Consider the following 20,380-nt stretch of genomic DNA (forward strand, 5'->3'; position numbering starts at 1 on the left):
ATCCATGCGCCTGCGCCTCTCCCGACTGCTGACGGCCGGCCTTCTCGTCTCCGCCTGGGGGGCGCAGGCGGCCCCGCCCGCCGCCCCCGAGCCGGAGGCCAAGCCGGCCGCGCCGGCACCGGCGCCCGCGATCGTGCTGGCCAACCACCGCGCGGTCTACGACCTGTCGCTCGCCGAGGGCGGCGGCACCCGCTCGGTGGAGAGCGCCCGCGGGCGCATCGTCATCGACTTCCGCGGCGATGCCTGCCGCGGCTACACGATGCAGACCCGGCAGGTGACGGAGCTGTCCTCGGGGGAGACCGGCGCGCGCCTGTCGGACATGCGCAGCACCACCTTCGAGGGCGGGCAGGGCCGCGAGTTCCGGTTCAAGACGACGACGCTGACCAACAACCAGCCCGCCGCGCCGGTGGACGGGACCGCCTCCGAGCAGGGCGACAGCCTCACGGTGAAGCTGAAGGGGCCCGGCAAGCCCCTCACCGTGGCGGGGCCGGTGCTGTTCCCGAGCGAGCACATGCGCCGCCTGATCGAGACCGCGCGGGCGGGCCAGCCGACCCTGTCGGTCAAGGTCTTCGACGGCTCCGACGACGGCCGGAAGATCTACGACACCTTCGCGGTGATCGGCCACACCGAGACGGGCCCGGCCCCCGCCGCCGGCTCGACCCGCGACAAGCCCCTGCGGGAGGGCTCGCTCGCCGCCATGCCGCACTGGCCGGTGCGCCTGAGCTACTACACGGAGGGCGCCGGGGAGCGGACGCCGATCTACACCCTCGGCTTCGATCTCTACGAGAACGGCGTCAGCGGCGCGCTCAAGCTCGATTACGGCGAGTTCGCCATCCTGGGCGACATGACCGCCCTCGACATCGATGCCCAGGCCGGACGGGGCGACCGGGAGGCCGGCAAGGACGCCGGTAAGGGCTGCACGCCCTGACGGTGGGGTCGGCCGAGCCCGCAGGCGTCACCCTCCCCCTCGGCGGGCCCGCGCGGGCGCGGCGCGCCCGCCTCACGCCCACTCGTCGTCCGGCCGCGGCGACAGCCGCTGCCACGCCTCGGCGATCCGCTCCGGCTTGATCTCCAGCGCCGTCGCGCAGGCGAGGAGGACGTTCTCGTCGCCCATCACGTGGTCGAGGACGCCCACCAGGAACGCGGGCTCCCGGGCGCTCTCGCGGAGCGTGTCGGGGCTGAGCCCGCTCGCCGCCATGAAGGGCAGAAGACGGTCTTCGTCCCCAGCGATCCACAACAGAACGTCCAGAGCGAGCCGTTCGGCGGGCTCATGCCCTTGAAGAGGTTTGCCATTCATCAACATGTGAACGCTACAAAGGCGAGGGAGGGCTTCACCGCCCGCTAATCATGATCGGCACGCACCGGGACAGGGGATCATGAAGAAAACGGTGCTGATCGTCGAGGACAACGAGTTGAACATGAAGCTGTTCAACGACCTCCTGGAAGCGAACGGCTACGCGACCCTGAAGACCGCCCACGGGATCGAGGCGATCGAGCTCGCCCGCGCGCATCATCCCGACCTGATCCTCATGGACATCCAGCTCCCCGAGGTCTCCGGCCTGGAGGTGACGAAGTGGCTCAAGGAGGACGACGACCTCAAGGGCATCCCGGTCATCGCCATCACGGCCTTCGCCATGAAGGGCGACGAGGAGCGGATCCGCGAGGGCGGCTGCGAGGCCTACCTGTCGAAGCCGATCTCGGTCGCGAAGTTTTTGGCAACGGTTCGCGCGTATCTTGAACCCCGGTGACCCCGGAGGGGCGCACCGTTGAGGAGGTCACCCGGCCGCGCCGGACCGGGTGACCTCCTCAATCGTCCGTCCCGATGCGTCAGCCCGGTCCGCCCCGTGCGGGCCGCCCGGTCGCGCGTCAGCGAGGAACCATGTCGGCCCGCGTCCTCATCGTCGACGACCTGTTCCCGAACGTGAAGCTTCTGGAGACGAAGCTCGGGCTGGAATATTTCGACACCCTCGCCGCCATGAACGGCCCGGACGCCATCGCGATCTGCGAGAAGGGTCTGTGCGACCTCGTGCTGCTCGACGTGATGATGCCCGGCATGGACGGGTTCGAGGTCTGCCGCCACCTCAAGAGCAACCCGGTCACCGCCCACATCCCGGTGGTGATGGTCACGGCCCTCGACCAGCCCTCGGACCGGCTGCGCGGCCTCGATGCCGGCGCCGACGACTTCCTGACGAAGCCCGTGGACGACACCGCCCTGTTCTCCCGGGTGCGGAGCCTCGTGCGCCTGAAGGCCGTGACCGACGAGCTGCGCCAGCGGGCGCTGGCCTCGCGGGAGTTCGGCATCGGCGATCCCCTGGCGCTCGCGACCGCGGAGACCGGCCTCGACGCCCGGATCCTGCTGGTCGAGGACCGGCCCGGCTCGGCCGAGCGGCTGGCCGGGGCGCTGCGCCAGCACCACGCCGTCACCATCGAGCCCGACCCGCAGGCGGCACTCGGCCTCGCGGCCGAGGCGGGGTTCGACCTCGCCCTGGTGAGCCTCGACCTCGACGGCTTCGACGGCCTGCGCCTGTGCAGCCAGCTCCGGTCGCTGGACCGGACCCGCGCCATGCCGCTGATCATGCTGGCGGAGGAGCACGACCGCGCCCGGGTGGTCCGCGGCCTCGATTTCGGCGTGCACGACTTCCTGATGCGCCCGGTCGACCGCAACGAGCTGCTGGCCCGGGCCCGCACCCAGGTGAAGCGCAAGCGCTTCACGGAGGCGCTCCGGGGGGCGATGCAGGCCTCCCTGCAGATGGCCGTGATCGACGGGCTGACCGGCCTGCACAACCGGCGCTACCTCGACAACCATCTCGGCGCGCTGTTCGCCGAAGCGGGGGCCCGCCGCCCGGCGCTCGCCGCCCTGATCCTCGACATCGACCACTTCAAGGGCATCAACGACGGCTACGGCCACGAGGCCGGCGACGAGGTGCTGCGCGGCTTCGCCGAGCGGGTGCGCCAGCACACGCGGCCGGTGGACATCGTGGCGCGCTACGGCGGCGAGGAGATCGTGGTGATCCTGCCCGAGGCGGGCCTCGCCGAGGCGCAGATCATCGCCGAGCGCATCCGCGAGCGCGTCGAGGCGGCGCCGTTCCCGGTGCAGCGGGCGACCCGGTCGATCCCCGTCACCGTCTCGATCGGCGTCGCCGTGCGGCACGCGGAGGATGCCGAACCCGGCGCCATGCTCAAGCGCGCCGACCTCGCCCTCTACCGGGCCAAGGCGGCGGGCCGGAACCGGGTGGAGCCGCAGGCGGCCTGATCCCGCGCGGCCGTCCGGCCAACACGCCGGTTGACACCACCCCCGGCATCGCCAACACCTCGCGCCCGCCGCCCCCGCGCGGCGGATCCCGGGAAGACCTGTGACACGATGGCGGTGACGCGCACCTACCTCGACTTCGAGAAGCCGGTGGCCGAGTTGGAGGCGAAGCTCGAGGAGCTGCGCGCCGTGAGCGCGCGCGACGGCGCGGTCTCCATCGCCGAGGAGGTCGGCCGGCTGGAGGCCAAGGCCGGCCAGGCGCTCGCCGAGATCTACGCCACCCTCACCCCCTGGCAGAAGACGCAGGTGGCCCGCCACCCGCAGCGGCCGCACTTCGTCGATTATTGCGGCGGGCTCATCACCGAGTTCACCCCGCTCGCCGGCGACCGCAGCTTCGGCGAGGACGCCGCCATCCTGGGCGGGTTCGGCCGCTTCCGCGGACGCCCGGTCCTGGTGCTCGGCCAGGAGAAGGGCGCCACCACCGAGGCGCGGCTGAGGCACAATTTCGGGATGGCCCGGCCCGAGGGCTACCGCAAGGCGGTGCGCCTCATGGAGACCGCCGACCGGTTCGGCTTAGCCGTCCTCGCCTTCGTGGACACGGCCGGCGCCTATCCGGGCATCGAGGCGGAGGAGCGCGGACAGGCCGAGGCCATCGCCCGCTCGACGGAGGCGTGCCTCGCGCTGGGCGTGCCCAACGTCGCCGTGGTGATCGGGGAGGGCGGCTCGGGCGGCGCGATCGCGTTGGCCACCGCCAACCGGGTCCTGATGCTGGAGCACGCGATCTACGGGGTGATCTCGCCGGAGGGCGCCGCCTCGATCCTGTGGCGCGACCAGGGCCGCGCCGCCGACGCCGCCACCGCCATGAAGATCACCGCCCAGGACCTCCTGCGGCTGGGCGTCATCGACGGGATCATCCCGGAGGCGACCGGCGGGGCCCACCGGGACCGCGAGGCGGCGATCCGGGCCGCCGGGCAGGCCATCGCCGAGGCGCTCGCCCCGTTCGACGGCCTCAGCCCGGCCGAGATCCGCGACCGGCGCGCGGAGAAGTTCCTCGCCATCGGCCGGACCCTGTGACCCCAGCCGGCGCGACGGGGAGCCTGTTCAACGCCCTCGGCCGGCTGCTCGGCCGGCGCGACGCCCGGGAGCCCGGCCGGACCAACCACGTCTCGCTGGGCTGCAACTGCCAGATGGCGCACGTGCTCAAGACCCTGGACCTGCGCCGCTGGTCGGGTCCGCTGGACTGGATCTTCTCCATGCCGGGCATGGCCCGGGACTGCCTCGCCGACGACTTCTCCGCGCTCCTCGACCGCGATCAGCTGGAGAGCATCCCGGAGGCGGAGCGGCGCGGCCCCGACATCTGGCGCGGGCGCCACCGCCTCTACCGGGAGCGTCACGGCCTCGAATGCGTGTTCAACCACCACGACCCGGCCGCGAACGCGGGGGACTACGCCTTCCTGGCCGAGGGCGTGCGCCGGATCCGCACGGCGCTGGACACGCCCGGTACCGACAACCGCCTGTGGATGATGACCCATCTGCACACGCCCCGGGACGTGGTGGAGGCGATCGACGCCCTGCTGGCGCAGCGGGCCAGCCGCAACCACCTGACCTTCCTGCAGCTCGAGACCGGGCATCCCCGCATGGCGGTGACGGAGGCCGTGGACCTGCGGCCGTCGCTCCGCTGGCTCACCGTGCAGACCCCCTCGGAGCCGGTGGGCCTCCGGCTGGCCGACCCGGCGGACGACGCCGCGCTGGTGGAGATCATCCGCGGCGAGGCGGCGCGGCGGCCCGCCCTGTTCGGCTGAGCGCGGCGCCGGGCGCAGCCCGCGGGAAATACAGATCAACGCGCTAGGCGCCAGGGATTCGGCGCGGCCACGGCCGCGGTTTCGGGCTTTTTCCGGACCGATCCCGGTGAAAAGCGTGAGCTTTTCCCCCGCGAGAGCGGTGCAGTGTTGCGCCGGCGTCCTTGCGGTAAGGAAGGCGCAAGCTTAACGAGCCTATTGGGTTGGGGAGTGGCGCCCGACGTCGGCCGAACAAGGCCCGCGGGCGCGCGTAGGACGATTGAGGTTCCCCATGACGGCGCGTCTCGCGACTGCGCGGATGTTGGCGGCCGCTTCCCTGCTGGCCCTGTCGCTCGCCGCCTGCCAGGACGGATCCGGCATCAACGGCCCGAGCGCGCGCAGCCTCGCGCCGATCGCCCCCCAGACGGTCGCGCTGATGCAGTCCAAGGGGATGCAGCCCTCCGACCCGATCCTGATCCGCACCTACAAGAAGGAGGCGGAGATGGAGGTCTGGAAGCGGGGCGGCGACGGCCGCTACGCCCTGCTGAAGACCTACCCGATCTGCCGCTGGTCCGGCCAGCTCGGCCCCAAGACCCGCGAGGGCGACCGGCAGGCGCCGGAGGGGTTCTACACGATCACCCCGGGCCTGATGAACCCGAATTCCTCGTACTATCTGTCGTTCGATACCGGCTTCCCGAACGCCGTCGACCGCGCCAACGGGCGCAGCGGCAGGTACCTGATGGTCCACGGCACCTGCTCGTCGGCGGGCTGCTTCGCCATGACGGACGCCACGATCGCGGAGATCTACGCGGTGGCCCGTGACGCCTTCATCGGCGGGCAGCGCAGCTTCCAGTTCCAGTCCTACCCGTTCCGGATGACGGCCGAGAACATGGCCAAGTTCCGCAACGACCCGAACATCGGGTTCTGGCGCAACCTCAAGGAGGGATCGGATTATTTCGAGGCCCTGCGCGAGGAGCCGAAGGTCGGCCAGTGCGGCACCAAGTACGTGTTCGGCGGCGGCGACGCGGCGGCCGGCGCCTGCAAGCCGAAGGTCGATCCCCTTGTGGCGCAGAAGAGCGAGCGCGACGAGCACGCGGTCGCCGAATTCGTCGCCAAGGGCACGCCGGCGGTGCGGGTTGTCTACCAGGACGGCGGCCAGAACCCGGTCTTCCGCCCGCAGAACCCGGGCGCCTTCGCGAGCCTGGGCGGTACCGAGACGGTCCTCCCCTACGACGCGAAGGAATACGGCCGGCACAACCTCGGCGACGTGAGCCGCCCCGAGACCCTGGCGGCCGGCCCGCAGGAGATCGAGGTCAGCCCGAAGGGCCAGCCCACGATGATGGCGGCCGCCGAGCCGGCGGGCACCGCCAAGGCCGCCAAGGCGGACGTCAGGGGGCGGGGACCGGCCAGGCCGGGCGTCGCGCCCCCGGCCACCACCCTGATGGCCAACCGCGTCGAGCCCGGCGCCCAGATCGACACCACCGCGGCGCTCCCCGAGAAGCCCGCCCGGATCGCGGTGGCGGACGCGGACGGGGATCCGAGCAGCTACTCGAAGCTGTTCGGCAAGATGTTCGCGAAGGACACTCCGCCCTCCGCGCCGCCCCCCACGCCGACGCCTGCGGTCGACGCCGTCGTGGTGCCGGAGCCGGTGCAGGTCGCCCATGCCGCCGGGCCGGCATCGCCGAAGCCGGCGGCCAGGGCGCACGCCCCCGCCCACCCGGTGAAGACCGCCAAGGTCGAGCCCAAGGGAGAGGCCAAGCCCGAGGCCAAGGGTGGCGCGAAGCCGGTCCTGCGGAAGGCCGAGGCCGAGAAGGCCAAGCCCTGACGGGAGGTCCCGGGCGCCCCCCGCTCCCGCCCGTCGAAAGCCCAGGCCGGCGAACCCGCGGCGGGGTCGTGGAGATCGAGCGCCCGGCTGGGGCGCGCCGGAACGGGACGGACGAGCCGCCGGCCACATCGAGTCGAGGCGCCGCGCACCTCGGATGATCCGCACGGCCGCGTCAGGCGATCATCTCACGCCCGTCGCAGCGCCCCCCGGCGTGCAGGCGTCGCGCATCCGCCCGTGCAGGGCATCCAGGCCGGCGAGATCGACATCTTCGGTGATGGCCTCGTGCCACCGGTCGAGGATCCGGATCCTGAACCGTTGGCCGCTCAGGATTTCATTGAAGACATCGCCTTCGAAATAGATCTCGCCGGCATTCTGCATGTCGGCGGGCGGAATGGCGGGCGTCGATGCGGGTTTGTCGTCGATCCGGTATTGATAATTGAAGACTGAATTCTTCGGCAGGCCCGTGACCGTGAGGCGCTTCCCGCCGACCTGGATGCGCGATTGCGTCTTCGGGATCAACATGCAGGCCGAATCCGGCGCGGCCCCGTCGCCCGATCTGCGCAGATCCCAATTGCCCGCGCCGGGACCGGTCGGCCCGGCGACCTGAGCGGCGGCGAGGTCGGCGGCCAGGCAGGCCAGGGCGGCGAGTGCCAACACTCTCATCGACATCCTGCTTCACGCTCTCGAACGCGGTCACGGAGCGGCGATCCCGGCGATCCCGGTGCCGTGCCGGTCACCCTGGACGCCATCGCGGCCCGGCCCGCGTCGCCACCATACCGGGAGGGGCCTGGAAGTCTGCCGCGCCGGTTCCGGACAGCGGACCGGGGCGTGCTCCTCAGCCCAGGCTGCCGAACCCCGCCGTCGCGCGCGTCCAGGCGAGCGCCTGGTCGCTCAGGGAGAGGCCGAGGCCCGGTCGGGTCGGCACCATCATGCGGCCGTCCTCCAGCTCCAGGCGCTCGTTGAACAGCGGCTCCAGCCACTCGAAATGCTCGACCCAGGGCTCCCGCTGCAGGGCGGCGGCGAGGTGGATGTGCAGTTCCATCGAGAAGTGGGGCGCGATCGTCAGTCCGGCGAACTCGGCCAGGGTCGCCACCTTGAGGAAGGGCGTGATGCCGCCGACCCGCGGCGCATCGGGCATCAGGACGTCGGCGCCGCCCTGGCGGATGAGGTCCCAGTGCTCGCCGACGCTCGTCAGCATCTCGCCGGTGGCGATCGGCGTGTCGAGGGCGGCGGCCAGCGCCGCGTGGCCGGCGGCGTCCATGCAGTCGAGGGGTTCCTCGATCCAGATCAGGTTGAACGCCTCGAAGATCCGGCCCATCCGCAGGGCGGTCGGCCGGTCCCATTGCTGGTTGGCGTCGACCATCAGCGGGAAGGCGTCGCCGAGATGCGCGCGCACGCGGGACACCCGGGCGATGTCCTGAGCCCAGTCCGGCTGGCCGACCTTCAGCTTGATGCCGCCGATGCCATGCGCCCGGGACCGGTCGGTATTGACCAGCAGCTCCTCGAGCGGCGTGTGAAGGAACCCGCCGGACGTGTTGTAGCAGCGCACGGACTCGCGCTGCGCCCCGAGGAGCTTGGCGAGCGGGAGGCCGGCCCGCCGCGCCTTGAGGTCCCACAGGGCCACGTCGAAGGCGCCGATCGCCTGCACGGCGAGGCCGCTCCGGCCGGCCGAGGCGCCGGCCCAGGCGAGCGTGTCCCAGGCCCTGGCGATGTCGCTCGGATCCGCCCCGAGGAGCGCGGGCGCGATCTCGCCGGCATGGGCGAACTGCCCCGGCCCGCCGGCGCGCTTCGCGTAGCTGATTCCCAGGCCGCGGTGGCCCGCGCCGGTCTCGATCTCGCAGAACAGGATCGCGATCTCGGTCATCGGCCTCTGGCGGCCGGTGAGCACCTTGGCGTCGCTGATCGGCGTCTGCAGCGGCAGGGCGACGGAGCGCAGGCGGATGCCCGTGACGATGTCCTGAGCCATGCTGTCCTCCCCCGGGCCCGCCGGCCGCGGCAGGGCCGGCCGTCCCGGTGGCGGCGTTCAACCCGCCTGTCCAACTTGAAGGATGCATCGATCGATGCGCCCCGGCATCGCCCGGCGGCGGCGGGCGCTCAGACGAGGGGGCGGTCGCGGTTCATCAGCCACAGGGCGTGGACGGTGCCGGGCAGCCAGCCCAGGATCCACAACACGATGTTGAGGAGGAATTGCAGGCCGAAACCCGTGGTGACGAGGACCGCGATCGGCGGGAAGAAGATCGCGAGCAGGATGCGGACGAGGCTGGACACGCGGGACTCCGGGCTGTGGTCCTGAGGGATCCACGCCCAACAAGGCGCGGCCATGTCCGTTCCCGCCGCTCCGCGATGAACCGGATTTCGGGCCGGCACTCAGGACCGGAGCTTCGGGCGAGAATTTGGGGCGAGAACTCCTTGTACCTCGTCCCGGGGCGCCGCGGCGGCGTTCCGGGACGAGGGGGCGCCCGCCGCCTCAGTTCTTACCGGTCGGCGGCGTGGTCGCGGAGGGCACGTTCACCGCCTGCTTCTCGGGATTCTTCACTTGGCTGTAGGCGACGTTGGCGAAGGTGCCGATCACGGCCGGCCAGCTCGGCTTGCCGTATTGCGGGTCGTCGCGGCCGACCTTGCAGAAGGCCGTGGTCAGGGCGTTGACCACGTCGTCGTCCGTGGCGCCCGTCGAGGCCCCCTTGATCTGCGGCACCAGCCGGACCAGCGTCGGCACGAAGTCCTGCTGCTTCAGACCTTTGAGCATCTCCTGCACGCCGATCTTGTCGAAGGCCGCCTTGAGCTTGTCCTGCTCGATCTCCGCGCAGGGGGCGGTGCCGGCCAGCATGGTCTGGGTCGCGGCGCGCGCCTCCGACGCCTTCTCGCCCGTCACCACCGGCGCCTTGTTGCCCCAGGAGTTGCGGATGTAGTCGGTGACGTTCTTCACCTCGACGTCGGTCATCTGCTGGCCGATCGCCACCATCGGGGCGAGGCCGCTCTGGGCGGCCAGCCCGCCGTAGATCACCCGCAGCACCGTCTCGGGCCCCTCGGACTGGACGGAGGTGTTCCCGGCCAGCGCGGGCACCGCGCCCTCGATGCCCTTGCCGTCGGGCTGGTGGCAGGAGGAGCAGTAGGTCAGGTAGGTCGAGGCGCCCGGGGCGTCGGGCGTGTCGAAGGCCGCGAGATCCTTGGGCTTGTAGGTCTGCTTGGCCGGCACGGTGCGGAGATACGCCACCATGGCCTTCAGGTCCTCCTCCTTCACCTTGGAGAGGGATTCCATGATGGTCTGGCGCATCGGGCCGGCGGCGACGCCCGGCCGGTCGCCCGGGGCGGTGCCGGTCTTGAGGTAGGTCACCACCTGCTCGTCGGTCCAGGCGCCGATGCCCTGGTGGCCGTCCGGGGTGATGTTGGGGGCGTACCAGCCGTCGATCACGCCGCCGCCGAAGCGGCCCGCGAAGCTCGAATTGCCGACCAGCTTGTTCTCGTTGTGGCACATGGCGCAGTGGCCGAGCCCCTCCACGAGGTAGCCGCCGCGGTTCACCTCGGCGCTGGCGTTCGGGTCGGGCTTGAAGCGCGCCTCGGTGAAGAACGCGGTCCGCCACGTCACCAGGGCGGTGCGGACGTTGAACGGGAACGGGATCTGGCTCTCCTGGCGCTTCTCGCTCACCGCCGGGATCGACTGCAGGTAGGCCCAGATCGCCTTCGTGTCCTCGTCGCTGACCTTGGTGTACCAGCCGAACGGGAAGGCCGGATACAGGTAGCCGACATGCTTGCTGTAGCCGCCCCGGAAGGACTTCTCGAAGTCAGCATACGCGTAGTCGCCGAGCCCGGTCTCCTTGTCGGGGGTGAGGTTGGGGGTCATGATCACGCCGAAGGGCATGTTCAGCGCGTAGTTGCCGGCGAGGTACTTGCCGCCCGGCGCGGTGTGGCAGGCGGCGCAGTCGCCCATGGTCACGAGGTACTTGCCCCGCTCAACCGGATCGGTGCCGTCCTGCGCGTGGACCGGGCCGGCCAGGAGGAGGCCCGCCAGGAGCGGGGCCGAGGCCCAGCCGGATGCGGGGAGGTTCGTGCGTTGCCTCGGGCGCTGCATGGCCACGTCTCCCCTGCGAAAATTAAAGTCGTTTGAAAGTGGTGACGCGCGTGAACGCGTCCGTTCCCGGCGTTGTTCCTGGTCCCGGCGCCCTGCGGCGATGCGCCATGGCGCTGCGGATCCGCAGGCCGAGATCGGCGAGGTGGGCGACGAGCCCGGCGAGCATCCAGGCGGCGACCGCGCTCCAGGGGGCGCCGACCAGGGCGGCGCGCAGGGCCAGCATCAGGGCGGCCCCGGAGGCGAGGTTGGCCAGCAAGGCCGGCCGGGACAGCCCGGCCAACGGGGCCGCGCGCCGGCACAGCCAGACCAGCAGCAGCGCCTCCAGGGCCACCAGCACCAGGATGGCGTCGACGATCCGGCCGGACGCGAACCCGGCGGCGAGCGGGCCGTCCATCAGGCGGCCCGGAACGGTGGGTTGAGGCGCACGATCCGCAGGTTGAGGCAGGCGGCGACGCTGACCCAGGCGAGATAGGGCAGGTTCATCAGCCCGGCGGCGAGGCCGACCCGGCCGGTGACCAGGACCAGCACGGCGATGGACAGCCACAGGGCGACGACCTCGGCCAGCGCCCAGTCGGGCCGGCGGAACCGGAAGAACAGCACGCTCCAGGCGATGTTGAGCACCCCGTTCACCGCGTAGGCGGCGAGCAGCACGCCCCGGGCGGCGGGGTCGGGATCGCCGTTCCAGGCCAGCACCCCGGCGGTGGTGGTGAGCAGGAAGATGACGGTCCAGACCGGCCCGAACGCCCAGTCCGGCGGCTTCCAGGCCGGGACCCGCAAGGCCCGGTACCAGGCATCCGTGTTGGTCGCGAGGCCGCCGGCAACGGCCACCACGAGGGCGGCCACCGCGGCCACCGCGGCCGGTCCCCAGCCGGCCTCCGCGGCGAAGGGATTCACGGGGAGACCCAGCGGAACAGGTGGGCGAGGTCCTTGAAGAAGATCCGGGCGTGGGCGGCGGGCTTCGCGCGGACCAGCTCCTTGTTCATGTAGCTGTCCCAGGTGAGCTGCTGCACGTCCTTGTCCCGGCAGATCGAGACGAAGCGCTCGCGCAGGCCGTCGCTGCGGTACCAGACCCACTGCATCATCCCGAGGATCCAGAACACGCGGCCGTGCAGCTTCATGAAGCGCCTGCGCGCCAGGGCCAGGGCGCGGGCCTCGCCGGTCTCCAGGAAGGCGGCGGCGGCCTCGGCCGAGAGCCGGCCGCCCAGCATCGCGTAGTAGATCCCCTCGCCGGAGGCCGGCGCGACGACGCCGGCCGCGTCGCCCGCCAGCAGCACGTCCCGGCCGTTGTCCCAGCGCTTCAGGGGCTTGAGGGGCAGCGGCGCGCCCTCGCGGCGCAGCGTCTCGGCCCGATCGAGGCCGGTCGACGCGCGCAGGGTGCGGATCGAGGAGCGCAGCGAGAAGCCCTTCTTGGCGCTGCCGGTGCCGATGCTCAGCGTGTCCCCGTGCGGGAAGATCCAGGAATAGAAGTCCGGCGAGTGGCGGCCCTGGTAGTAGACGTCGCAGCGGGCCGCATCGACCGCCGCCGCCCCGGGAGCGCCGGCCTCCGGCACCCGCAGGATCTCGTGATAGGCGAAGACCTGCCGCATCTTGGCGTGGCCCGGCACCTCGGCCCGCCCGACCGGCGAGCACGCCCCGTCGGCCCCGATGACGAGGCGCGCCCGGACGGCGTGGCGGGCGAGCGATTCCCCCGCCCCCGTGGCGAAGTGGACCAGCGCCGGCCCGTCGTCCGGCCGGGTGATCCTCTCGTAGGCGGCCTCGCGCAGGTCGGCGCCGGCCTCCTGAGCCCGGGCCCGCAGCCACGGGTCGAACTGCTCGCGGTCGACCATGCCGACGAAGCCCTCGCCCACCGGCATGTCGACGGTCTTGCCGCTCGGCGCCACCATCCGGGCGGACCGGATCTTGGCGACCATTAGGGAATCGGGGATCGCGAAATCGCGGATCAGGCGGGGCGGGATCGCGCCGCCGCAGGGCTTGATCCGACCGGGCTTGTCGAGGAGCAGCACCGCGTGGCCGGCCCGGGCGAGGTCGGTGGCCGCGGTGGCCCCGGCCGGGCCGCCGCCGACCACCACGACGTCGTAGAGCGGCTCACGCCCCCCGCGGGGGCCACCCGCCTCCGCGGAGGGGAGGGGGGAACCGCGTCCGCCAACATCCAACCGAGCCATGGGATCACCGTGCGCTGAAGGCAGGATCGAGCGACACCGGGGCCGGTGCCGGAGCGGGTTCGAGCCGCGCCGCCAGGACGACCGCGGCGAGGAACAGCACGCCTTCGGCGGCGAACACCGCCGCGTAGGCCTGGACGGGTTCGGCGGTGACGAGCCGGACGGCATCCACCGCCACCGCGCCCAGGAAGCCGCCGGCCCCGAAGGCGACGCCCTGCGCGGCGCCCCACACGCCCATGCGGGTGCCGCGCTCGCGCGCGTCGCCGCGTCCGGCCAGCGCCATCATCGAACCGATGGCGGCGACCGCATAGGCGCCGTTGGCGACCCCGAGGGCGAAGACCGTCGCGCGCAGGGGAAATTCCGCACCGGCCGCCGCGCCGCTCGCCAGGGTGAAGAGGGCGGCCGCCGAGCCGGCGCAGCCGATCCCGATCCACAGCCGCAGGGAGGCCAGGGGGGTGCCGCGGGCGGCGAGCGTCACCCCGGCCACCAGCAGCATCCCGGCGAGCACGCCGCCGTGCTGGAGGCCGGCGAGCTTCGTGGTGGCGCCGGGGCTCATCGCGAAGACGAGGCCGGCATAGGGTTCCAGGATCAGCTCCTGGGCGCTGTAGGCCAGCATCGAGACGAAGACGAAGACCGTGAAGGTCCGGGCCACGGGATCGGCCAGCACCTGGGCCAGCACGGCGAAGAACGGCCGCCGCGCCTCGGCGGGCTCGGGGGCGCGGGCCGGCAGGCGGCCCTCGAAGCCGGCGACCGCGAGCGCCGCCACGCAGAAGGCGACGAGCGAGACCGTGCCGGAGACCGCCACGAGCCGCAGGCCGGAGAACGGGTCGAGGAAGTGCCCGGCGAGCGGCGCCGTGACGGCGAAGCCGACGATCATCATCACCCAGACGATGGTGGCGGCCGCGCCGCGCCGGGCCGGCGCGACGCCGCCCGCCAGCAGGATGAGGAGCGAGGTCCCGGCCGCGCCGACGCCCATGCCGACGCACAGGAAGGAGAGGGCGGCCAGCGCCAGACCCAGGGCGAGGCTCTCGGCGGCCAGCGCGGTGCCGCAGGCCGCCCCGAACCCGCCGAGGCACAGGGCCGCCATGCCGCCGACGATCCAGGGGGTGCGCCGGCCGCTCCGGTCGGAGCCGTAGCCCCAGCGCGGGCGCAGCACCTGCACGGCGTAGTGCAGGGCGACCAGCAGGCCCGGCACGAAGGCGGGGAGCGCGAGCTCCACCACCATCACCCGGTTGAGGGTGGCGGTCATCAGCACGACGACGCTGCCGAGCGCCGTCTGGACGAGGCCGAGGCGGACGATCTGGGGCCAGCCGAGGCCTGCGCTCGGATCCGATGCCATCACGCCCCTCCCACCAGCGGCCGCAGGGCGAAGGCCGCGACCAGCATGCCGAGCACGTAGAGGGTGGTGCCGGTGCCGTTGTACCAGGCCGCCCGCTCCCGGGGGCTCTCGAGGAACCGGACCATCAGGGCCGCCTGCCCGGCGAGCAGGGCGGCCACGAGGCCGGCATGCCCGTACTGCTCCCAGCCGACGAGGAGCGCGATCACCGCGACCTGCGGCACGGCCATCACCAGGCAGGCGAAGCGGGCGGCCCGCTCGGTGCCCATCTGCACCGGCAGGGACAGCAGGCCCATGCGCCGGTCGCCCTCCACCGACTTGAAGTCGTTCAGCGTCATGATCCCGTGGGCGCCCGTCGCGTAGAGCAGCGCGACGACCAGCACCCGGCGGTCCGGCAGGGCGGCGGCCATCACGGCGGCGCCGGTGAACCAGGGCAGGCCCTCGTAGCAGAGCGCCACCGCGGCGTTGCCCCACCAGCCGTTCTTCTTCAGGCGCAGGGGCGGCGCGGAGTAGATCCAGGCCAGCGCCAGCCCGAACAGGGCGGCCCCGAGGATCCACGGCCCCAAGGCCGCGGCCACCACCAGGGACAGCAGCGTCCAGACCAGGGCGAGGTAGAGGCCCCAGCGGCCCGGGATGCGGCCCGAGGGAATCGGCCGGTTCGGCTCGTTGATCGCGTCGACGTGGCGGTCGAACCAGTCGTTGGCGGCCTGGCTGGTGGCGCAGACCAGCGGTCCGGCGAGCAGCACCCCGGCGGCGATGACCGGCCACTGGCCGTGCGCGGGCTGCCCCGACGAGATCACGCCGCAGGCGAACGCCCACATCGGCGCGAACCACGTGATCGGCTTCAGCAGTTCGAGGACTGCGCTCGGGGCGGGCGTGGCGGCCATACCGGGAGGCTACCGCCCCCCGCCCGAGTGTCAAGATAGATTTACACTGGCGCCTGGGCTGTGCGCCGCCTTTGTCGGGCGAATACAACCGCCGGACGAAAATACATTATGCGTCACGTGCGTCGAGCGCGCATGCGACGCCCGGTGCGGCGGGGGTTTTGTGCGCCGCCGAAGGGCGTTTCGCGCGTCCTGCGCGCCCATGATGCGGGTGCGGAGGCAGACCCCGGCGCATTGCCGCATCCTGCCCGATCCCGGCCTCTCCCGGGCGTGCGCCGGCTCCGCGGCGGGCGTGCGGCCCGGCCCGCGCTCGCCGGACCTCCCGCGCGGTCCCGTCCACCACGGACGCCGCGCCCTGCCGGCTCACGATCCACCCCGGAGCGGCGCGGACCGGCGATGCCATCCTGATCTGCTGGCCGAGACCGGATCCCGACCCGCCGGAGCGGTCGTCATGGGACGGAGCGAGCCGGCGCCCCCGTTCGTCCTGGCGGCGGGCACCGTGGCGCCCCACGATCCTCCCTGCGGCGGCCGCGACGTGCCGAGGCGGTCCTGGGAGCGTCGCGGAAACGGGAGGCGTCGCGCAGCCGGGACTGTCCCGGGCGGATCCGGGCCTCAGGCCTCCTCGGCCTGCCCGTCGAGGTCCCCGACACCGTAGCGGCGCATCTTCGCGTAGAGGCCCTGCCGGCTCAGGCCCAGCATCTCGGCCGCCGAGGCCCGGTTGTCCCGGGTGATACGAAGGGCCGCCTCGATGCAGAGCTTCTCGATCAGGTCGGTGGTCTCGCGCACCAGGGTCTTCATCGAGACCCGCCCGACCAGCTCGGCCATCTGCTCCACCGAGCGCGGAACCTCCCGCCCGACGCCGAACCGGCCCTCCGAGATCCGCCGCGGGGCGGGCCGGATGGCGAAGCCCAGGCAGGGGCGGGCGCCGGCCACCGACACGGCCGCGACCTCCACATCCTCAATGCCGCCGAAGGTGCCGCGGACGACGGTGGGGAAACGGCGCACGGCGCCGTGGTCGACGAGCGTCGCGAACAGGGCCTGCGCCTCGGTCTCGTCGCGGCCGAGCCATTGGTCGAGGCTGCGCCCCCGGGCCTGCCCCTCCGTGGCGAGTTGGGCCAGTTCCAGGAAGGCGGCGTTGGCGGTCAGGACGTGCCGCGCCGGGTCGGTGAGCACGAAACCCTCGGGCATCGCGTCGATCACCGCGCGGGTCGGCGCCTCCTGGTCGGGGGCCCCCTCCGCGGGAGCCGGATCGGCCACGAGCCGCATCAGGACGCTGGCGCCGCCCTCGCCGCGGAACAGCGACGCCGACACCGTCACCTCGCCGCGGCCGTGCGGCAGGACGGCCCGGATCTCGCCGGCCTGCCCGGTCGCCCGCAGGGCGGCGAACTGCGCCTCCAGGGACCGGGTGCTGACCGGATCGAACAGGTCGACGGCGTCCTGCCCGCCGATGCGCTTGGCGGAGCGCCCGAGCAGGCGCGCGGCCGCCGGGTTCGCCTCGACGACCCGGCGCGCGCCGGCGTCGACCACCAGGACCGGCTCGCCCGAGATCTGGAACAGCAGACGGTAGCGGGTCTCGGCGGCGCGCAGGCGGTCGTAGTCCCGCTCCAGGGCCTGCTGGGTCTCCAGCAGCCGGCGCTGCAGGGCGGCCACCGCCCGCATGTCGCGGCCGAGCACGAGGATCGGCCCGCCCTCGGCCGGCCGGATCGAGGCGTAGCGGATCGGCAGGTCGATGCCGCTGGGGGAGGGGTGGTTCACTTGGCGCCAGCGGGTGATGCCCTCGGGCCGCGCGTCGCGCAGGAGGGAATCGACCTTCGGCCGGCTCTCCACCGTCACGATGTCGACCCAGCGCCGCCCCAGCCACCCGGGGATGTTCTCCGCCTCCAGATCGGTGCCGATGGTCGCGTCGCGGATGACCCCGTCGGCATCGATCACCAGCGACAGGTCCGCGGAGGCCGCGACGATCCGCCCGACCGCCTCGCCGTCGAGGTGGCCGGCCACCTGCTGCAGCGCCTTGGGCGGCGGCTGCGGGGAGGGGCGGGGCTGGGGCGTCACGGTCACCGCAATGTGATGTTCGGGTTGCAACCCTTTCAGCAGGCCAATGCCTGTCTGTCCAGCAAAGCTTCCGCGGTGGCGGGTGCCAGGCACGCGTCCACCACGCAGGCATCCGCCCCGACGACCCCCGCCTCGCCGCCGTGGCGGGCGAAGTAGGGCCCCCCGACCAGCACGCGGAGGCCGGGATTGCGCGAGGCGCGCCGCACGTCCGTCACCGTCGCGGCCAGCGCCGGCAGCAGGACATCGGCGGAGAGCGACAGGCCGACCACGTCGAACCAGTCCGCGCCGAGGAGGGCCAGGGGATCGAGGTCGGGGCCCGGCACCGCCGTGGTCACGTCCCAGCCGGCCTCCCGGAAGAAGCTCGCAACGATCGACAGGCCGAACCGATGGGTCTCGCCGGGGCAGGGGAACAGCAGCACGCTGCGGCCGTTCGCCGGGACCGATTCGCTCTCCAGCTCGGCGCAGAGGCGGCGGCTCACCGACTGGAGGCGGCCGAGCGCCTCCGTTACGGCGAGGAAGTCGCAGGCATCCTCTTCCCAGAGGGATCCGAGGTGCCGCGCCGCGGGGGCGAGGAGGTCGAGGAGGAGGCGCGCGAGCGGCAGGCCGCCGTCCCGCAGGGCATCCACCTGGGCGTCGAGATCCACCGGCCCGGGGGCGAGCAGCAGGGCGCTGAACTCGGCGATCTCCCGCGGGCTTGGGCCGCGCTCGCGCTGCCCGCGGCGGCCCGCGGCGGGACGGTGGGCCAGCATCAGTCGGGGCAGGATCTCGCCCTCGACGACGCGGGCCAGCGCGTCCGGCAGCGGCCGGTACGGCTCGGCCCAGGCGAGGGCGGCATCGCGGAAGACGGAGCTCCCCTCATCGACGGGCCCGCAGCCGGCCGACGGTGGACCATATTCCAGGCGTTCGCCGAAATGCCTCCAGTCTCCCATCGGCATCCCTCCCTGATACGGCCCCGGCCCGGAAAGGACCAGCAGCTGCGTTCGCGAATCGGGTGCGGCGTTGCACGCCTGTCTATTCTTCGTCTTCGTTGGCCCCTGGTCCCGACCAGCCAAGTTGCCACAATGTCCGTCAGCGGCAGCGACGATACGCTTCCTGACGAACTTGGCAATGATCTTAGAGGAAGAAAAATATCGGCTCGTCTGTCAGTGAGCAAAAGCGTCAAGCGCACTTGACACTTCTGGGACCCTCGACCTAGCCTCTGCCAACGACGGGGCCATCGGCGCCGGGCAAATTGGGGGCGGATGGATGGGTCCCGGGGACCGGCCGACACGACCGCTCTACACGCCCGCCGAGCGGCAACGGCGCGACGCGTCCCGCTGGACGCTCGTCCAGGGCGTGCTCGCACCCCTGCAGTTCGTGATCTTCCTAGCGAGCTTGATCCTGGTGCTGCGCGCCCTCGTCGAGGGGCAGGGTCAAGGTGCCGCCGAGATCTCGGTCGTCGTGAAGACGCTGGCGCTCTACGCGATCATGGTCACCGGCTCGATCTGGGAGAAGGACGTGTTCGGCCGCTGGCTGTTCGCTCCGGCCTTCTTCTGGGAGGACGTGGTCAGCATGCTGGTGCTGGCGCTCCACACGGCCTACCTCGCCGCCCTCGCCACGGGCGCCCTCGGCGGCCAAGCGCTGCTGCTCCTCGCGCTTGCGGCCTACGCCACCTACGTGGTCAACGCCGGTCAGTTCCTGTTGAAGCTGCGTGCCGCCCGCCTGGAGGGCGCCGAGGACCGTGTGACGCGTCTCGTGGAGGCGCTTCCATGAACGCCCCCCTGGTCCATCAGCCCGGTTGTGGCGGCATCGACCTGCACCAGGAGCAGGGGCAGCGGGCCGTGTTCTGCGGCCTCACCGGGATCGTCTGGCTGCATCGAAAGATCCAGGATGCGTTCTTTCTCGTGGTCGGCTCACGCACCTGCGCGCATCTGATCCAGTCCGCCGCCGGGGTGATGATCTTCGCCGAGCCGCGCTTCGCCACCGCGATCATTGACGAGCGCGACTTGGCCGGCATCGCCGACGCGAACGAGGAACTCGACCGGGTCGTGACCCGGCTGATCGAGCGGCGGCCGGACATCAAGCTCCTGTTCCTGGTGGGCTCCTGCCCGTCGGAGGTGATCAAGCTCGACCTGTCGCGGGCGGCGCAGCGGCTGTCGGGCCGTCTCGCCCCCGTGCGGGTCCTGAACTACTCCGGCTCCGGCATCGAGACGACGTTCACGCAGGGCGAGGATGCCTGCCTCGCCGCCCTGGTGCCGGACCTGCCCCGCGAGTCCGAGACGGCCGCGCCGTCGCTCCTGGTGGTCGGGGCGCTGGCCGACGTGGTGGAGGACCAGTTTCTCCGGATTTTCGCCGCGATGGGGATCGGCGACGTCCGATTCCTGCCCGCCCGCCGGGCCGGCACGATGCCGGCGGTCGGTCGCAACACGCGCTACCTCCTGGCCCAGCCGTTCCTGGCCGACACGGCCCGCGCCCTCGAAGAGCGCGGCGCCCGCCGGCTCCCCGCGCCGTTCCCGCTCGGCGCCGAGGGCACGACCGGATGGCTGCGGGCGGCGGCCGAGGCGTTCGGCGTCGCCGAGGCCGACTTCGACCGGGCGACGGCCCCGGGCCGCACCCGGGCCGAGACCGCCCTCGCCCCCCATCGGGAAACGCTCGGCGGCAAACGGGTGTTCTTCTTCCCCGATTCGCAGCTCGAAGTCCCGCTCGCCCGCTTCCTCTCTCGGGAACTCGGCGCGGACCTCGTGGAGGTCGGCACGCCCTACCTGCACCGGGCGCATCTCGCCGCCGAGATCGAGCTGCTGCCCCAGGGCACGCGGGTAACCGAGGGCCAGAGCCTCGACGACCAGATGGACCGCTGCCGGGCGGCGCGGCCGGACCTCACGGTCTGCGGCCTCGGCCTCGCCAACCCGCTGGAGGCGGAGGGCCTGTCGACCAAGTGGTCGATCGAGCTGCTGTTCACGCCCGTGCAGGGCTACGAGCAGGCCGGCGACCTCGCCGAGCTGTTCGTGCGCCCGCTCCGGCGCCGCGCCCTGCTGGAGGTGTAGCGCC

At 72.5% G+C, this 20,380-nt stretch carries 20 protein-coding genes; 8 read left to right on the top strand and 12 right to left on the bottom strand.

All coding sequences use genetic code 11. The features are described from left to right. Positions 1–4 precede the first annotated feature (4 nt). Entirely contained in the window at positions 5–928 is a 924-nt protein-coding gene (locus tag MFF58_RS06165; RefSeq protein WP_238286050.1) for a cell envelope integrity EipB family protein, read from the top strand. 72 nt (positions 929–1,000) lie between these two features. Here the strand turns inward: MFF58_RS06165 and MFF58_RS06170 are convergent, their stop codons facing one another. Beyond that, the gene (locus tag MFF58_RS06170) at positions 1,001–1,303 is read right to left on the bottom strand and encodes a DUF3572 domain-containing protein (RefSeq protein WP_308445420.1); all 303 of its coding nucleotides are present in this window, start codon (positions 1,301–1,303) and stop codon (positions 1,001–1,003) included. A 73-nt stretch (positions 1,304–1,376) separates the two neighbouring features. Between MFF58_RS06170 and MFF58_RS06175 the strand changes: the two genes are divergently transcribed. The 5 genes from MFF58_RS06175 (at position 1,377) to MFF58_RS06195 (ending at position 6,853) form a co-directional block, all read left to right on the top strand. Then, complete coding sequence (locus tag MFF58_RS06175) at positions 1,377–1,748, top strand: response regulator (RefSeq protein ID WP_012318846.1); 372 nt, start codon at positions 1,377–1,379, stop codon at positions 1,746–1,748. 131 nt (positions 1,749–1,879) lie between these two features. Continuing rightward, complete coding sequence (locus MFF58_RS06180) at positions 1,880–3,253, top strand: PleD family two-component system response regulator (protein WP_238286052.1); 1,374 nt, start codon at positions 1,880–1,882, stop codon at positions 3,251–3,253. Between the two features lie 108 nt (positions 3,254–3,361). Continuing rightward, positions 3,362–4,324: an acetyl-CoA carboxylase carboxyltransferase subunit alpha gene (locus tag MFF58_RS06185; protein WP_238286053.1), complete on the top strand. Its 963-nt coding sequence runs from the start codon at positions 3,362–3,364 to the stop codon at positions 4,322–4,324. Beyond that, positions 4,321–5,052, top strand: a complete 732-nt coding sequence (locus MFF58_RS06190) for a DUF1796 family putative cysteine peptidase (protein ID WP_238286055.1) — start codon at positions 4,321–4,323, stop codon at positions 5,050–5,052. Before MFF58_RS06185 ends, MFF58_RS06190 begins: the two co-directional genes overlap by 4 nt. A gap of 268 nt (positions 5,053–5,320) precedes the next feature. Further along, positions 5,321–6,853, top strand: a complete 1,533-nt coding sequence (locus MFF58_RS06195) for a L,D-transpeptidase family protein (protein ID WP_238286057.1) — start codon at positions 5,321–5,323, stop codon at positions 6,851–6,853. Between the two features lie 180 nt (positions 6,854–7,033). Here MFF58_RS06195 and MFF58_RS06200 read toward each other — a convergent pair whose 3' ends face one another. The 11 genes from MFF58_RS06200 to MFF58_RS06250 all read right to left on the bottom strand — a co-directional run bounded on the left by MFF58_RS06200 (position 7,034) and on the right by MFF58_RS06250 (position 18,282). Next, positions 7,034–7,507, bottom strand: a complete 474-nt coding sequence (locus MFF58_RS06200) for a hypothetical protein (RefSeq protein ID WP_238286059.1) — start codon at positions 7,505–7,507, stop codon at positions 7,034–7,036. Between the two features lie 181 nt (positions 7,508–7,688). Next, positions 7,689–8,819 (bottom strand): L-talarate/galactarate dehydratase, encoded by a 1,131-nt coding sequence (locus MFF58_RS06205; RefSeq protein ID WP_238286061.1) that lies wholly within the window; start codon positions 8,817–8,819, stop codon positions 7,689–7,691. Positions 8,820–8,947: 128 nt separating this feature from the next. After that, entirely contained in the window at positions 8,948–9,121 is a 174-nt protein-coding gene (locus MFF58_RS06210; RefSeq protein WP_010686369.1) for a YqaE/Pmp3 family membrane protein, read from the bottom strand. Between the two features lie 199 nt (positions 9,122–9,320). Further along, complete coding sequence (locus MFF58_RS06215) at positions 9,321–10,922, bottom strand: cytochrome c (RefSeq protein ID WP_238286062.1); 1,602 nt, start codon at positions 10,920–10,922, stop codon at positions 9,321–9,323. A 22-nt stretch (positions 10,923–10,944) separates the two neighbouring features. Next, positions 10,945–11,316, bottom strand: a complete 372-nt coding sequence (locus MFF58_RS06220) for a hypothetical protein (protein WP_238286063.1) — start codon at positions 11,314–11,316, stop codon at positions 10,945–10,947. Then, on the bottom strand, positions 11,316–11,816 hold the full coding sequence (locus MFF58_RS06225; protein ID WP_238286064.1) for a TspO/MBR family protein: 501 nt from the start codon (positions 11,814–11,816) through the stop codon (positions 11,316–11,318). Before MFF58_RS06225 ends, MFF58_RS06220 begins: the two co-directional genes overlap by 1 nt. Next, positions 11,813–13,084: a geranylgeranyl diphosphate reductase gene (locus MFF58_RS06230; RefSeq protein ID WP_238286065.1), complete on the bottom strand. Its 1,272-nt coding sequence runs from the start codon at positions 13,082–13,084 to the stop codon at positions 11,813–11,815. The genes MFF58_RS06225 and MFF58_RS06230 overlap by 4 nt, the downstream gene beginning before the upstream one ends. Positions 13,085–13,088: 4 nt before the next feature. Further along, the gene (locus tag MFF58_RS06235; protein WP_238286066.1) at positions 13,089–14,420 is read right to left on the bottom strand and encodes a BCD family MFS transporter; all 1,332 of its coding nucleotides are present in this window, start codon (positions 14,418–14,420) and stop codon (positions 13,089–13,091) included. Next, on the bottom strand, positions 14,420–15,304 hold the full coding sequence (chlG, locus tag MFF58_RS06240) for a chlorophyll synthase ChlG (RefSeq protein WP_238286067.1): 885 nt from the start codon (positions 15,302–15,304) through the stop codon (positions 14,420–14,422). The genes MFF58_RS06235 and chlG overlap by 1 nt, the downstream gene beginning before the upstream one ends. A gap of 609 nt (positions 15,305–15,913) precedes the next feature. Further along, the gene (ppsR, locus tag MFF58_RS06245) at positions 15,914–17,359 is read right to left on the bottom strand and encodes a transcriptional regulator PpsR (protein ID WP_238286068.1); all 1,446 of its coding nucleotides are present in this window, start codon (positions 17,357–17,359) and stop codon (positions 15,914–15,916) included. Between the two features lie 29 nt (positions 17,360–17,388). Then, positions 17,389–18,282, bottom strand: a complete 894-nt coding sequence (locus MFF58_RS06250) for a cobalamin B12-binding domain-containing protein (protein ID WP_238286069.1) — start codon at positions 18,280–18,282, stop codon at positions 17,389–17,391. A 316-nt stretch (positions 18,283–18,598) separates the two neighbouring features. On the opposite strand from MFF58_RS06250, the gene bchF reads away from it, so the two are divergent. Then, positions 18,599–19,105, top strand: coding sequence for a 2-vinyl bacteriochlorophyllide hydratase (gene bchF, locus MFF58_RS06255; RefSeq protein WP_238286070.1), 507 nt, complete (start codon positions 18,599–18,601; stop codon positions 19,103–19,105). Beyond that, positions 19,102–20,376 (top strand): ferredoxin:protochlorophyllide reductase (ATP-dependent) subunit N, encoded by a 1,275-nt coding sequence (locus MFF58_RS06260; protein WP_238286071.1) that lies wholly within the window; start codon positions 19,102–19,104, stop codon positions 20,374–20,376. Before bchF ends, MFF58_RS06260 begins: the two co-directional genes overlap by 4 nt. Positions 20,377–20,380 lie beyond the last annotated feature (4 nt).

Source organism: Methylobacterium longum (assembly GCF_022179385.1).
Lineage (GTDB): Bacteria > Pseudomonadota > Alphaproteobacteria > Rhizobiales > Beijerinckiaceae > Methylobacterium > Methylobacterium longum.

Excerpts from the sequence above, each read along its gene's own strand:
- MFF58_RS06175 (WP_012318846.1), top strand. The coding sequence starts at position 1,377 with ATGAAGAAAACGGTGCTGATCGTCGAGGACAACGAGTTGAACATGAAG.
- chlG (WP_238286067.1), bottom strand. The coding sequence starts at position 15,304 with ATGGCCGCCACGCCCGCCCCGAGCGCAGTCCTCGAACTGCTGAAGCCG.
- MFF58_RS06170 (WP_308445420.1), bottom strand. The coding sequence starts at position 1,303 with ATGTTGATGAATGGCAAACCTCTTCAAGGGCATGAGCCCGCCGAACGG.
- MFF58_RS06165 (WP_238286050.1), top strand. The coding sequence starts at position 5 with ATGCGCCTGCGCCTCTCCCGACTGCTGACGGCCGGCCTTCTCGTCTCC.
- MFF58_RS06185 (WP_238286053.1), top strand. The coding sequence starts at position 3,362 with ATGGCGGTGACGCGCACCTACCTCGACTTCGAGAAGCCGGTGGCCGAG.
- MFF58_RS06180 (WP_238286052.1), top strand. The coding sequence starts at position 1,880 with ATGTCGGCCCGCGTCCTCATCGTCGACGACCTGTTCCCGAACGTGAAG.
- MFF58_RS06250 (WP_238286069.1), bottom strand. The coding sequence starts at position 18,282 with ATGGGAGACTGGAGGCATTTCGGCGAACGCCTGGAATATGGTCCACCG.
- MFF58_RS06195 (WP_238286057.1), top strand. The coding sequence starts at position 5,321 with ATGACGGCGCGTCTCGCGACTGCGCGGATGTTGGCGGCCGCTTCCCTG.
- MFF58_RS06220 (WP_238286063.1), bottom strand. The coding sequence starts at position 11,316 with ATGGACGGCCCGCTCGCCGCCGGGTTCGCGTCCGGCCGGATCGTCGAC.
- MFF58_RS06215 (WP_238286062.1), bottom strand. The coding sequence starts at position 10,922 with ATGCAGCGCCCGAGGCAACGCACGAACCTCCCCGCATCCGGCTGGGCC.
- MFF58_RS06205 (WP_238286061.1), bottom strand. The coding sequence starts at position 8,819 with ATGGCTCAGGACATCGTCACGGGCATCCGCCTGCGCTCCGTCGCCCTG.
- MFF58_RS06260 (WP_238286071.1), top strand. The coding sequence starts at position 19,102 with ATGAACGCCCCCCTGGTCCATCAGCCCGGTTGTGGCGGCATCGACCTG.
- MFF58_RS06235 (WP_238286066.1), bottom strand. The coding sequence starts at position 14,420 with ATGGCATCGGATCCGAGCGCAGGCCTCGGCTGGCCCCAGATCGTCCGC.
- bchF (WP_238286070.1), top strand. The coding sequence starts at position 18,599 with ATGGGTCCCGGGGACCGGCCGACACGACCGCTCTACACGCCCGCCGAG.
- MFF58_RS06230 (WP_238286065.1), bottom strand. The coding sequence starts at position 13,084 with ATGGCTCGGTTGGATGTTGGCGGACGCGGTTCCCCCCTCCCCTCCGCG.